The organism is Mucilaginibacter sp. P5_A4 (assembly GCF_056400605.1).
In genome coordinates, this window is the sequence record NZ_JBFUKX010000004.1 from 176,008 (window position 1) to 190,001 (window position 13,994).

At 41.7% G+C, this 13,994-nt stretch carries 9 protein-coding genes; 4 read left to right on the forward strand and 5 right to left on the reverse strand.

Annotation, left to right across the window (positions count from 1 at the left end):
• Nucleotides 1-10: 10 nt before the first annotated feature.
• The 4 genes from AC1DQW_RS04650 to AC1DQW_RS04665 all read right to left on the reverse strand — a co-directional run bounded on the left by AC1DQW_RS04650 (nt 11) and on the right by AC1DQW_RS04665 (nt 10,090).
• Nucleotides 11-3,037, reverse strand: a complete 3,027-nt coding sequence (locus AC1DQW_RS04650) for a SusC/RagA family TonB-linked outer membrane protein (protein ID WP_477453047.1) — start codon at nt 3,035-3,037, stop codon at nt 11-13.
• A gap of 259 nt (nt 3,038-3,296) precedes the next feature.
• Nucleotides 3,297-6,191: a ligand-binding sensor domain-containing protein gene (locus AC1DQW_RS04655; protein WP_477453048.1), complete on the reverse strand. Its 2,895-nt coding sequence runs from the start codon at nt 6,189-6,191 to the stop codon at nt 3,297-3,299.
• Nucleotides 6,192-6,378: 187 nt separating this feature from the next.
• On the reverse strand, nt 6,379-7,338 hold the full coding sequence (gene trhO, locus AC1DQW_RS04660; RefSeq protein ID WP_477453049.1) for an oxygen-dependent tRNA uridine(34) hydroxylase TrhO: 960 nt from the start codon (nt 7,336-7,338) through the stop codon (nt 6,379-6,381).
• A 271-nt stretch (nt 7,339-7,609) separates the two neighbouring features.
• Nucleotides 7,610-10,090 carry a DUF5686 family protein gene (locus AC1DQW_RS04665; RefSeq protein WP_477453050.1) on the reverse strand — a complete coding sequence of 827 codons (2,481 nt, stop codon included), beginning with the start codon at nt 10,088-10,090 and terminating at the stop codon, nt 7,610-7,612.
• 132 nt (nt 10,091-10,222) lie between these two features.
• Here AC1DQW_RS04665 and kbl point away from each other — a divergent pair, with 132 nt between their 5' ends.
• From kbl to AC1DQW_RS04685, 4 genes are all read left to right on the forward strand, one after another.
• Entirely contained in the window at nt 10,223-11,413 is a 1,191-nt protein-coding gene (kbl, locus tag AC1DQW_RS04670) for a glycine C-acetyltransferase (protein WP_477453051.1), read from the forward strand.
• Nucleotides 11,414-11,484: 71 nt separating this feature from the next.
• Nucleotides 11,485-12,519, forward strand: a complete 1,035-nt coding sequence (gene pheS, locus AC1DQW_RS04675) for a phenylalanine--tRNA ligase subunit alpha (protein ID WP_477453052.1) — start codon at nt 11,485-11,487, stop codon at nt 12,517-12,519.
• Nucleotides 12,516-12,929: a Rieske (2Fe-2S) protein gene (locus AC1DQW_RS04680; protein ID WP_477400765.1), complete on the forward strand. Its 414-nt coding sequence runs from the start codon at nt 12,516-12,518 to the stop codon at nt 12,927-12,929. Before pheS ends, AC1DQW_RS04680 begins: the two co-directional genes overlap by 4 nt.
• 3 nt (nt 12,930-12,932) lie before the next feature.
• A complete protein-coding gene (locus AC1DQW_RS04685) occupies nt 12,933-13,514 on the forward strand; it encodes a TetR/AcrR family transcriptional regulator (protein WP_295718190.1) in 582 nt (193 codons plus the stop codon).
• A gap of 8 nt (nt 13,515-13,522) precedes the next feature.
• Here AC1DQW_RS04685 and AC1DQW_RS04690 read toward each other — a convergent pair whose 3' ends face one another.
• Nucleotides 13,523-13,948, reverse strand: a complete 426-nt coding sequence (locus tag AC1DQW_RS04690) for a hypothetical protein (RefSeq protein ID WP_477453053.1) — start codon at nt 13,946-13,948, stop codon at nt 13,523-13,525.
• Nucleotides 13,949-13,994 lie beyond the last annotated feature (46 nt).

The following is a 13,994-nucleotide window of genomic DNA, read 5'->3' on the forward strand; positions in this document are numbered from 1 at the left end:
TTTATTTTGATTAAAAAGTAACGTTAACACCAAAATTATAGGTTGCATACAATGGATATACGCTTGCATCGATACCCATGCTGCCTACGCCACCGCCAACTTCGGGGGTGAAGCCTTTGTAACCGAAAAAGGTAAGTGCGTTTTGAGCATTTGCAAAAAGCCTTACTTTTTGTATTTTCCATTTGCTTAAGAGGCTCGACGGTAATGTGTAACCCAATTGTGCATTCCTCATCCTGAAATACGCACCGCTTTCAACGTAAAATGAATTTGGGGCCGAGTTTGCTGTAGAACCCACATTTACAGATGGATAAGTGGTTGATGTACCTGCGCCATGCCAGCGGTGATCATAAAAATCTTTAGTAAAATTTTCATTACCAAAACGATAGGCTATGTTGGCGTTATATACGCTTACATCGGCAACGCCTTGGAAATCTAAAGTCAGGTCAAATTGTTTGTAAGTAAACGAGGTATTGATGCCATAGTTATATTTAGGCAGCGGGCTACCTAATACTACGCGGTCTTTGGTATCTATTTGGCCATCTTTATTGGTATCCTGGTAAATGAAATCGCCAGGTTGCGCGGTTTTTTGTTTTGACGCAGCCACTTCGGTAGGTGTTTGGAATATGCCGGTTACCTGGTAGCCATAAAATTCGCCAATTGGCTGGCCTACCACAGTACGCGTGGCTAAAGCACCGTTGGCAATTCCGTTACCGCCTTGGTAAATAGGGTTTTTACCACTTAGTACACTTAATACCTTGTTGGTATTTATACCAACATTGGCACTTACACTATAGGAGAAATCTTTTGATGCCTGATTTTTCCAGCTCAGTAAAAACTCAACCCCCCTGTTTTGGATACTGGCCTGATTAGCTATGATGGAGCTGCTGTTTGTACCCAGTGATGAAGGGATAGGGATAGAAAATATGGCATCCTGTGTTTCCCTGTTGTAGTAATCGGCCTCGAATGATAACCTGTGATTTAATACAGACCCTTCTATACCAAAATCGGTAGCTACTGCCTTTTCCCAAACAATGGTTGGAGGTACAACCGTATTTATGCTTGATCCCGGATTGGTTGTTTGCGGGTTACCAAAAATTGCGGTGAGGTAGGGATCGGATGCGATGGTTTGTACTGTTGGATTGATAGGCACTACCGAATTACCTACTTTACCCCAGCTACCGCGAAGTTTCAAATTATCAAATATATGCTGATCCTTCATGAAGTCTTCGTTGGTAATTACCCAACCGGCACCAACCGATGGAAAATAACCATAAGTATGATCTCCATAAAACTGTGATGCCCCATCACGGCGAATTGATGCATTCAGCAAATATTTATCTTTAAATGAATAATTAACACGGGCAAATTGCGATAATGCGCGGGTGTGCGCCTGCCTTGCAGGATCGGCATAGTAGGTTACCTTAGCTGTATCGGGAAAAGAAGTTACCAGGTTTCCGCTGCTTTTGTAAGGAACATTTTGCGCATGTGCATCGTTTTCAAAAGTGCGGTTATCCTGTGCGCTATAGCCTAACAAAGCAGTTAACTTATGATCTTTTATTTTAATATCATAGGTCAGGGTGTTTTCCCAGATCCAATTGCGGGTATCTGTTTGGTTTACATCCAAATTAGATGAGGTGCTTTTTTGGGCCAGTGTAGCGTAGTATATTGGAGAGTACGCTCTTACTTCGGCACGGCCGTTATCGCCGCCATAGCTCGATCTGAATTTAAAGTTCTTTAAAAATGACAGTTCGGCGTAGGCATTATAAGTAATTCTGTAATTTTTTGAACGCTGATTGAAAAAATCCAAAGTTGCCTGCGGGTTATAGTTGTTGCCGTCACCTGTATGGTAATCATTAGGGTCGCCATAAGCGCCATCCTTGTAGTAAACAGGTAATGTAGGCGCTACACCAAATAGCTGGTGAAAAATACCGCCATTGATATCTTTTGATTTACCTATCAGTCCGCTTGCTGTGTATCCAAATTTTAAAGCCTTTGTAATTTTAAAATCATTTGATAAATGCGCGGTATAACGTTTGTAATTATTTGTTTTGGCCAAACCATCCTGGTCAAGATAGCCAAACGAATAGTTATAAGTATATTTATCGGTACCGCCGCTTATAGAGCCTTCATGGTTGGTTACAAATGCATTTTGCAATATCTGCGCATACCAGTCAGTCCCTTTTCCAAAACTCGCAGGGTCGCTAAATAGCACGGGCGTTATATTGTTGTAAGTATACAACTCATTAATAGCGGTGGCATACTCGGTTGCGTTGGCCATTTTTACCTGGTTGGTAACTGATTGCCACCCTGCGTAGCCGTTGTAGTTAAATACCGGTTTCCCTTTTACGCCTCTTTTGGTCCCTATTAAAATTACACCATTGGCGGCCCGGATACCATAAATGGCTGTGCTTGACGCATCTTTAAGAATACTTACACTTTCAATATCCTGTGGATTTAAAAAGCTGATATCATTATACCAAACGCCGTCAACAACAAATAATGGGCTTACATTACCATAAACGGTTCCTAAACCACGGATGCTAACGGCAGGAGATGAACCCGGAGAACCGCTGTTGGTGATCTGTACGCCGGCTACCTTACCCTGTAAGCCGCTCAGCGCGTTGTTTGAAGCCTGTTTTGAAATATCTGCACCTTTTACTGTTGCCACCGAGCCGGTTACATCAAGCTTGCGCTGCGTACCGTAACCAACTACAACAACCTGCTGTAACTCGTTGGTTTGTGATTGCAGATGTACATCAATGGATGTTTGTCCGTTTACAGGAACTTCTTTTGAGGCATACCCTATATAAGCGAAGGTTAAGGTAGCTGTACCGGCAGCGCTAATGGTAAAGGCACCATTAACATCTGTTTGGGTACCTGTAGTTGTTCCCTTCACTAAAACAGATACGCCTATTAGGGCTTCGCCGTTTGCAGCATCAGTTACTTTACCTTTTACTGTTACGTTTTGAGCAAACGCGGCAGTAGCGGAAAATAAGAACAATAACATCACCCCTGAAATAGTAAAAATTCTTTTCATAGTGGTTAATTAAAAAAAACGTGTTAGAAATAATTGGTTTATTAGTTTACAAAGCTGTGCAGATATTACAGTTAAATCAAAAAAATTAACTCAACATTAATACATCAATCTTAACACGCTTTCTCAAAATGTGTTTTTTATTTTGTTAACTATTTGATATACTGAAATTTAAACCAATGTAATGTGTGGCTTATATACTACAACTGTAGAGCGCAGTAAGGCATGTTTATAAGGGGCTATGAGAGGTAATGATGTAGTATTATAGCTCAATGAGAAACTCCACAAGGTTTTTATCGTGCTCCAGGTTGAGCTTTTTACGCAGTCGATACCGCCTTATTTCAACACCCCGCAGGGAAATGTTTAAAAGTGATGCCATCTCTTTACTGCTCATGTTCATGCGCAGGTATGCGCATAGTTTAAGGTCGTTTGGTACAAGGTCGGGGTGACCGGATTTCAGTTTTTTGAAAAAGTTTTCATGAGCTTCGTTAAAACTTTTTTCAAATATGTTCCAGTCGCGTTCATCGTTCATTCCTTCATCTATCACTTTTTGGATTCGGCGCAGCTGATCGTCGGCCAGTTTTTGGCCGGTGGTATCTTTTAAATGTGCTATTTCTTCACTTATTTTTTGCAGCAATTCGTTCTTGTAAACCAAATTCATGGCCGAGTTGGCCAGCTCGCGGCTTTTACCGGCAAGATCGGCCTGTAACTGTTCGTTTTTTATGTTGATGATATGCTGTTCGCTGGCAATTGCTTCCTGCTTTAAAAACTCCTCTTTTTCGTGCTGCAGCTTTTGGTGAATGCGGTGCTGATGACGCCTCAATTTAAGGCGGTAATAATACCTTACCAGGTAATAGGAGAGTACCAGCAACAAAGCATAAAATACCATAGCCAGCTTGCCTGCGTACCATGGCGGTAGAATAACAAAGGTTAACGTAGTTATTTGTGATACATTTTGATCATTGATTTTGGCGCGTACTTTAAAGTGGTAGGTGCCCTGGTCAAGATTGGTAAATTCTTTCTGACTTTGTTGCGTCCAGTCGCTCCATTGCCGGGAATAGCCTTCCAGGTAGTACTGGAATTTAATTTTTGCCTGTTTATAATAGGGCAGCGAATACGAGATGCGGATGTTGTTTTGCGTATATGGAATGCCAATATCGCTAAGGTCCTGGCTGTTTTCGCTGATGGCAAAAACTTTATCGGTAATGTTTTCTACCTGGCGGATCAATACCTGCGGAATGTTTATTTTATTTGGTAAAAGCGCGTCTTCATCATTTAATATCACAAAACCATCATCAATACTGATGAGGTAGGTTGAGTTATTGATGCGGTTTATGGTTTCGTAATGCTGCACCATTTGCCCGGTAAGGATGCCGAAGCGATTGGTATCAATACTTAACCGGCCCGGTGCCGAAAAATCGGCCAGGGCTACACGGCCCTGGTTAATGAACCAGTATTTTTTGCCTATAGCCTTTATGATCTTGCTTGAAGTGGCAAAGGTGCCCAGCTTTTTGTTGAGCTGGGTGTATTTAAAAAAGCGATCGGTAATGTCGTCATAAACATAAAAACCCGAATCTGAGGAGAACACAACACGGTTATCAAGATCAAACACGTTTACGTTAAAGCTGCCCGGCAAGCCGTATTTGCTATCATAATACACTTTGGAGGTTACCTTTTTCAGATCCGCACTCAGCGTTACTTTATAAATGCCCTTATAGGCATGGCTCACCCAGATCTGCCCTTTGTTATCCTGCTCCACATAGCGCGATGGCTCCCCAAAACCTTCTACCTTATGATCAAAGAGCCAGTTACTGGCAGCATCTTTTTTGAAGATCACCAAACCGGTATAGGTTCCCTGGATAAGTTTATCCTGGCTTAGTTTTTTTGTGGTCCACCCGCCGGTTGTTGCCGATATTTTGGTGATAATATTGCCATTTACCTGGTAGGTTCCATCATTGTGGCCGCAAAGCAAACGACCATCCTGCAGGGTAAGTTCCCATACCTGGCCCTGTGAGCCGGGGATGAGTTTAAAATCAAATGATTGGAAAAGTTTACTGTTGTTATCGGCTATCCAGTCGCTGTAAAATAAGCCCTGGTTGGTACCGAGGTAGATTTTTTTATTAAATATGATGCTGGAATAAACAGTGCCAAACCTGCCGGTTTTATCGAAATAAAAATACAATGGCGAGTTTACTTCAATACGATCGATGCCGTTATCCAAACCGGCCCAAAGGTTTTGTTCGCTATCGGTATACAAGCTTAAAACAGTGTTGTTTTGTAACCCGCTTGATTTATTGATGTGTTGTATTACATTACCGGCAGTATCAACCACCACAATACCATTTAAAATAGTGCCATAAGCAAAATACTTACCGGCAATTTTTGCCCCGTTATTAAGCTGGTATGTTTTCAAAAAATCGTTGGCCTGGTTTACCCATGGTTTTATGGTTTGGCCATCATAAATAAACAATCCGTTTTGGGCGGTGCCTATAATATACCTTTCTTTTTGAAATGGCAGTATAGAAAGTACCCCGCTTGCGCCTAAAATATTACTGCCCGCAACATACACCAAATGATTGTTTATAAGCTCGAATAAGCCCGCAGATACCTGCTCAATAAAAAAGCGTTTGCCGGCCTTAAATAAAAACAGGTAGGGACTCGGCCCCTTTATTACATCAATTTTCCCTTTGGCGTAAATGTAGATAGATCCAAACGATTGGAAGATCACCCTATTGCCGTCAACATATATTTTCCAGATCTCCTCGTTTATTGGCCGGTATTTTTTGGGAACCAGGCTTACAAGCGAATTGTATTTTAAAAACCCTTTTTTATCATTGGCCCAGTAACCAAATTCGCCATAAGCGCCAATGTAAACTTTACCCCTACCATCGGCGGATACCGACCGAACGATAAGGGAATTGGGCATATGGTGCTGTTGCCAGTATTTGCCATCAAAAGCGAGTAAGCCTTCGGCATTGCCAAAATACATAATGCCATGCTCATCGCGCGTTACACTCCAGTTTTGATTGCCCGACTGGTACATGGCCTTGGTGTAGTTTTGTACATAAGGCACCCCTATGCTTTTTATATCAACCGCGCCGGCATTAAGGGCAATGATACAAAACAGGGATATAACAGTGAGCAGGGATCTACGCATGGGATATAAAATGGTATGAGCTTGTAAAGCAAACCAATTTTACGAAATTAAGCTTTGAATTGGAGAAATAAAAGATTAGCAAAAAGCGAAAAGCTTAAGGCAGAAAGCTTTGGGTATAGGATCTACTGTTTCAAAACGTTATTCCCGCCTTCAGAATTTACGGATCTTACCTCTCGCAATTGACGCGCTATACCGGCAATCCCTCGTTTTTCCTTTTCGCTGTATTTACTGGTTGCGGAACTTTTACATAGTAGCCTGTACCATCATAAATCCTTTTGCGGGGATGGATTTGGCAGGCATCGCTGCAGCAGCCTTCCATTTTAGTTCCGCATTCATCGCATTGGGTAAAATGCTCATTGCACTCGGGGTTGGCGCAGTTGATCATTTTAGGCGTAGTTTGGCCGCAATTACGACAGGTGGAGATAACCACAGGGTTCACGCTGTTTACATCGACTGACAGGCGGTTATCAAATACATAGCATTTGCCTTCAAAATCCTGGCCCCCTGCTTCTTTGCCATATTTAATAATTCCGCCATGCAGTTGGTATACCTCGGAGAAACCTTCGTGCAATAACAGGGCCGATGCTTTTTCGCATTTAATGCCGCCGGTGCAATAGGTCAGGATCTTTTTATCTTTGTATTTGGCCAGCTCATTGATCATCGCCGGGAAATCTCTGAAGTTTTCTATATCAAGCGTTACCGCGTTTTTGAATTTGCCTAAGGAGTGCTCGTAGTTGGAGCGAACATCCAAAACAACCACATCGTCGCGGTCCTTCATAGCCATAAATTCTTTTGGCTCCAGGTGTTTGCCGGTTTGTTGCTGCGGATTAATCACGTTAGGGTCGCGCAGGCCCGAGTATACGATCTCGGCTTTATAACGGCAGTGCATTTTTACAAATGATGGCTCGGCAACTTCATCAATCTTAAAGTCGATGCCCGCGAAACGCTCATCGGCGTGTACGGTATCCATATAGGTTTTACAAGCTTCGGCGGTGCCGGATACGGTACCGTTAAGCCCCTCGGTAGCTACAATAATGCGACCGGTTAAACCTAAACTTTTACAAAAATTTAAATGATCGGCAGCAAATTGCTCCGCATCGGCTATTGTTGAATAACAATAGTACAGTAGTGTGTTATATATTGCCATAAACCATTGATACTGCTGCAAACAGTGTTAAATGAAGTGCAAAGATATGATTTTGAGCGGAAAGGTAAAAGCATTTTGAGGTGAAAGGATAAAGGTAAAAGGCAAAAGGTTTTTGTAGGTTGGTGAATGGTGCACTAGGGGTGAAAGTTTATATGGTGATAAGGTGGGGTAAAGGTTATGTTAGGATTGCCGGAGGTGTGTTTTGGGGATGTTTTTGAGACAGGGCGTTATTACATGTAACCTTTCGCCTTTTACCTTTATCCTTTCACCTTTACCTTATGCCGTAAAAGATCCTGAACCCCTGGATGTATTTTTTATTACCGGCGTAGGATATACCATAATCAACCCTGAAAATAAGGCGTTGTACGCCTACATAATATTCCTGGTAATTGCGGTTGTTTTTGGTAGTAAGGTAATTAGCGCCTATGACCTCTTCCAGCTTGGCCTTTCTCAGGATGGGGATCTTATTAAATATCGATCCGGCAAAGTTGTGCTGGAAATGTGCTTCAAAAAAGGCTCCATTGGTACTATATGTATAAAAAGGTAAAAAGTGGAAACTGCCTACATAGGTAGGATCAAAGGTGGTACCCTGGTTACCTAAAAAGTGGTTGTAATCCATATAATACAGGGTTTTATCATTAAAGAAGCCTCCTGCAGTGAGCTTGAAAGCTGAAAAGCCGGTTAACCCCACCCTGATTTTGTATTGCGAAACATCAACAGAAGTAAAGTCATAATTAACATCCGAACCAAATAGCCCCTTGATGCCTTTGCGGTAATTTACGGTGAGCGCCGGGTATTTTGAAGGCAGGTTAAACTTGCCGGTAGGCCGGGTAGTATATCGCTGGTCGAACGTAAAAGTTGCCGAGGTACTAAAGGTAAGTGCCTGGTTCTGTGGAAATAAAAAGGAATGGTCATCGGCTGGCGTTCCCGGCGGGGCCAGCGGATTGTTTGACGTATATTCCCTGTTTTTAACATCTTTAATGTGGGCGTATGAGGTATTGTAAAGCTGGCTTCGGCTGGCATAGGACAGATTTCCGCTAAGTAATACCCCATTGGTAACCTCGCGCTGGTATCCAAACTGACCATAATGGGTGCGGTAATACTTAACATAGTTATTTTCGCTTAAGAGGGTACTCAGGGTATTAAAGTATAGCGACCTGGTGCCTACGTTATTTAAATCCAGAATATCGTTGCCAAGGCTCATGAAAAACTTAGCATTGTGAAAAGGATCATTCTTATATTCCGAGTAAACATTGGCACTCAAAATTTTGTTTACAAATCCGTACCGCAAGTTCGGCGTTATACTTAGCGAGCGGAAATCGTCCAGCTTTTTGGTATATCTCACCTTAGCATTAATACCAAAGCCCTCAACCGTGTTGTAATAAAAGGTTTGCAAAAAAGGATAAACATATAACGAATCCTTCTCGCTGCGGCTACTGGCATAGTAGCCAAATATTAAATAACCCGGATAGTTGATATGGTTTTTGGTATGTTGAATGGAATCTAAGTAGCGATCTGTTAACTTATAAGCTGCAACGCTATCCTTCTTTTGGTAATCCCGGGCTTCCTTTGTGGTTAAAGGAACAGGGCGAACAGATGCCCAGTAATCTTCTTTTTTTGAGTTTGCGGCAGTATCAATCTTTAATACTTCACCTGTAAAAAAATGATCCGGGAAAGTGGGGTTGATTTTATAGCTGTTATAAATAGCCAGGTAATACCCGCCAAATTTAAACCCAAAAACAGCTCCCTTAAAGTTGTATTGCACTGCCGATGGCATCCAAACGCTATCGGTAATGGCTACATATTGCTGGCTGATATGTAAAGTATCTATCAGGTTGAGGCTATTTATGCCATTGGCCAGGTACAGATCGGCACCGTATAAACGCCAGTCGCCCTCTACAATATAAATATCGCCTTGGAAATACTGGCCATGGCTGCGGCGTGGGATTACCTGTATTTTATCAATAACGCGACCATTCTCATTTGATACACCCAATAGCTTATACCTATAAAATGTTAATGCATTTGATGCCAGGGGCGATACAAAGCCACGGGTACTTAAGCCGTTTATAGTAAACACATTATTATAAAAATTCACCTGCAGATCGGATGCCTTATTATAACTAAAAGCAGTGTTAATACCAGCTGTTCGGTTGGCAATTGTAATTTCCTTTATCTTATCAGGCCTTTGAAAACTATATTCCGATAATGATTCCTGCTGATAAAGAATGCCGCGACCTATGGAATCCAGATCAAGCGTATTGATAACCTCTTTTGATAACAGGGATTTAGGCGCGCTCAACAGTTTTTGCACTCCTTTTATATAAACCGCGCAGGAGTATGAAGCGGCTTCGTCCAAGTAGTATTTTCGCTTTTTGATTACTTGTTTCATGATGGTATCAGCAGCATCGCGGTTTTTGCGATAAATGGCAGCTACCCTTGCTGTTCCAAAAACCTCGTCATCCATTTGCACATTCAAGGTTTCATCATGATCTGTTATAGTAACTGTTGCTACCTTTTCATTAAAGCCAACTGAACGGTAAGTTAAATTATAGGTGCCGGGCGAAAGCTTAAACTGGTACAATCCGTTTTCATTAGCTGTAGTACCATAGGTTGAATTGCGAATGTATACTGAAGTAAAGGGAATTACGTTGTTTTTTTGATCAGTTACCTGCCCGGATAACAGATATTGCTGTGCTGTTGTATTAAGAGCGCATAAAATAGTGACAATCAGCAGTAAGTTTCTTTTCATAATCTTTCTTTAGTAAGAATACTTTTTGCCTCCAAAATGTTTCATCTAAAGAGGCTATTTAATATTTAGACCTCATTAGGCATTTCAAATGCATGTGAATGCTTAATTTTGCTGCCTTTAATATTACATACTATGTATAATACATTACAGCCGGTTTTACAGCAGGAACTTAAAGCCATTGAAAATGCGGGGTTATATAAAAAAGAACGCATTATTACATCACCACAGGGTGCGGATATTACTGTACAGGGCGGCAAAGAAGTAATTAACTTTTGCGCCAACAATTATCTTGGCCTATCTGCAAATCCTAAAGTGATACAGGCAGCTAAGGATGCAATGGATACCCATGGTTACGGTTTATCATCTGTACGTTTCATCTGCGGTACACAGGATATACATAAGGAGCTTGAAAAAAAGATAGCCGAATTTTTAGGTACTGAAGATACCATACTTTACGCCGCGGCATTTGATGCTAATGGCGGTGTTTTTGAACCATTGTTTAACGAACAGGATGCTATAATATCTGATGAGCTGAATCATGCTTCCATTATAGATGGTGTACGCCTTTGCAAGGCCCAGCGCCAGCGCTACAAGCACGATGATATGGCTGATCTTGAAGAAAAGCTTAAAGCTACCCAAAGCTGCCGTCACCGTATCATAGTAACAGATGGAGCCTTTAGTATGGATGGCACTATTGCACAACTTGATAAGATTTGTGCTTTAGCCGAACGATACAATGCCCTGGTGATGATTGACGAAAGTCATTGCTCGGGCTTTATGGGTAAAACCGGGAGGGGTACCCATGAGCATCATAACGTGATGGGTAAAATTGACATTATTACCGGCACTTTGGGTAAGGCTTTGGGCGGTGCATCGGGAGGATTTACATCCGGCCGTAAAGAAATCATTGATATGCTGCGCCAGCGTTCGCGTCCGTACCTTTTTTCCAACACGCTTGCTCCATCTATCGCCGGCGCATCAATAGCTGTTTTGGATATGCTGAGTGAAACTACCGAGTTGCGCGATAAACTGGAAAGTAATACCCAATACTTCCGCCAAAAAATGACGGAGGCCGGATTTGATATAAAACCGGGAGTGCATCCAATTGTACCGGTTATGCTTTACGAAGCTAAGCTTGCACAGGAGTTTGCCGCTAAAATGCTGGAAGAAGGCATTTATGTAATTGGCTTTTACTACCCGGTAGTTCCGCAGGGTAAGGCCCGCATCCGTGTTCAGATCTCCGCAGCACATGATATGCATCATTTGGATAAGGCTATAGCGGCGTTTACCAAAGTAGGGAAGGAATTGGGAGTGATTAAATAATTTTATATTTGCATCTTATTGTAAGCATGATTTATTCATGCTTGCCTGTTTAATAATAGTTAAGGAAAATAATGCAAGCTCAAATAGATCAATATACTGCCGAGATCAACGCCTTTTCACCGGTTAATGCCGATGAATTGGAAACGTTCAGGATAAAGTTTTTAGGCACCAAGGGAATTATCAAAGACCTGTTTGAGCAGTTTAAAAATGTCGGCCCCGAAGAAAAACGGACCTTTGGAAAGGTACTTAACCAGTTTAAGCAACTGACCGAGGCAAAATATACGGAGTTAAAGGATGGTTTTGAAGCTGGTCCGCAAGCTAAAGACCTGGATATCGATTTAACTTTGCCTGGTGATGGCTTCACTGTTGGCTCGCGTCACCCCTTATCATTGGTACGTAACGAGATCATCGATATATTTAAGCGCCTGGGCTTTGTTGTTGCAGAAGGACCGGAGATTGAAGACGACTGGCATAACTTTTCGGCGTTGAACTTCCCTGAGGAACACCCGGCACGTGATATGCAGGACACCTTTTTTATTAAAAAGAACAATGGAAAGGATGACATTGCTTTGCGTACCCACACCTCATCGGTACAGGTGAGGATGATGGAGCATGGCAAACCTCCGTTCAGGGCTATTATGCCCGGCAGGGTTTACCGTAACGAGGCTATTTCGGCACGTGCTCATTGCTTTTTTCACCAGGTAGAAGGTTTGTATGTTGATGAAAATGTATCCTTCGCCGATCTGAAACAAACACTTTATCACTTTGTGCAGGAGCTTTACGGCGAAGGCACCAGGGTACGTTTCCGCCCATCGTATTTTCCGTTTACTGAGCCATCTGCCGAGATGGACATATCCTGTACCATTTGCAAAGGTTCTGGCTGTAACATGTGTAAATACAGCGGCTGGGTTGAAATATTGGGTTGCGGTATGGTTGATCCGAATGTTTTGGAAAACTGCGGTATAGATAGTAAGAAATTTACTGGTTTTGCGTTTGGTATGGGTATGGAACGAATTGCCAATCTTAAATACGTTATTCGCGATTTGCGCCTGTTCTCAGAAAATGACGTGCGCTTCCTGAAGCAGTTTACAACCGAGATGCTATGAGAAGGCTGCTGATGATAGCATTCATTAGCTTATGCTATTTTTCATGCGGCAAAGCTACAGACTATGTACCCAGTGTACCGGTGAATTTCTCGAGGGCAATAAATGATCCCAGCCTATCGGCGCTTAACAGTGCTGGTGGTGTGGTTTTCATAAGCGGTTATGGTGTTGCCGGGTTAATCATTTACCGTACAGCAACCGGCGGGTATGTTGCCTATGACCGTTGCAGCAGCTATCAGCCCGAAAAAAAATGCGCCGTAACACTTGATGCCTCCGGCTTTACAGTAACCGATCCATGCAGCGGATCAATGTTTTCGCTGAGCGATGGAACGCCTGTAAAGGCCCCGGCAACTAAAGCATTAAGGAGCTATATTGTAAGTTATTATAATTATACGATAACCGTATCCAACTAATTCATGGAAGCCGATAAAATAAAAGACAGTATAAAGCGGGCAGCTCAGGATCTATTCCGTAAATTCGGTTACCATAAAACCAGTGTTAACGAAATTGCCAAAAAAGCAAAAATTGCAAAGGCCACTATCTATAAATACTTTGATAGTAAAGAGGCTGTACTGCATATTTTGTTAATGGACTATATTAAAGCCAGTGTTGATGACCTGGTTCAAAGCAACACGCCCGATATGGATGAAGAGGCTCACCTCAATAACCTCATCATGAAAACCTGTCGCCTGTCGTACACCGTTTGCAACGAATTTATAGGTTGGGATTTCATTCGCGAATCAACCAACTCCCAGGATTTTTTAAAGAACTTATCCAACGAGCTGGAAGAAATGTTAATGGCTTCATTTATTCAACTACCGGGTATCCGCAAGCATGAAACCTACCACCAACGATTGCGGTTTTTAATTAAATGCAGTAAAAGCATAGTGTTCAGCTTTGCATTTACTTCGGTAAGCGATTCAGATGTACGTAAGAACTTTGTTTCTTTTCAAAAAGAGATTCTTCCTTATTTAGTAAAGGCGGCTATTGCGGTATAGTTATAAATTTAATCGGCAAGTCGCCACAACATCAGTAAAATATTATGGAGGGTAAAATGATCGTGCCCTTTGTTTGTATGTAAAATATATTGGTTGTTTTGTTTGTCAAAAATCGTGAGTTCATTCCATTCCGACTTTTTTTTATTATTAAACCACATTCCCTGAATACTGGCTATGTCATCAAAAGAAAGTTGAAATACTTTTTGATCATGATATCCAATAACTTGTTTTGTGCAAACTAATGTCCATTCTGCGGAAGGCTTGGTGAAAAAAAGTACAGGGATTCCACTTAACGTTTTGTCTATATTATTCAGTAAATACCTTTTTTTCTCATCGGTAAGCTCACTGAAGAAAAAAATATATCCTCCAGATATGCTGTACCTGGTTATTTTCCATTTTATTCGGTTAAATATAAATTCGTCACTCTTTTGCACCTGATAAAAATATAAATAAACTGGTTAGGTGAAAATTATCATAATC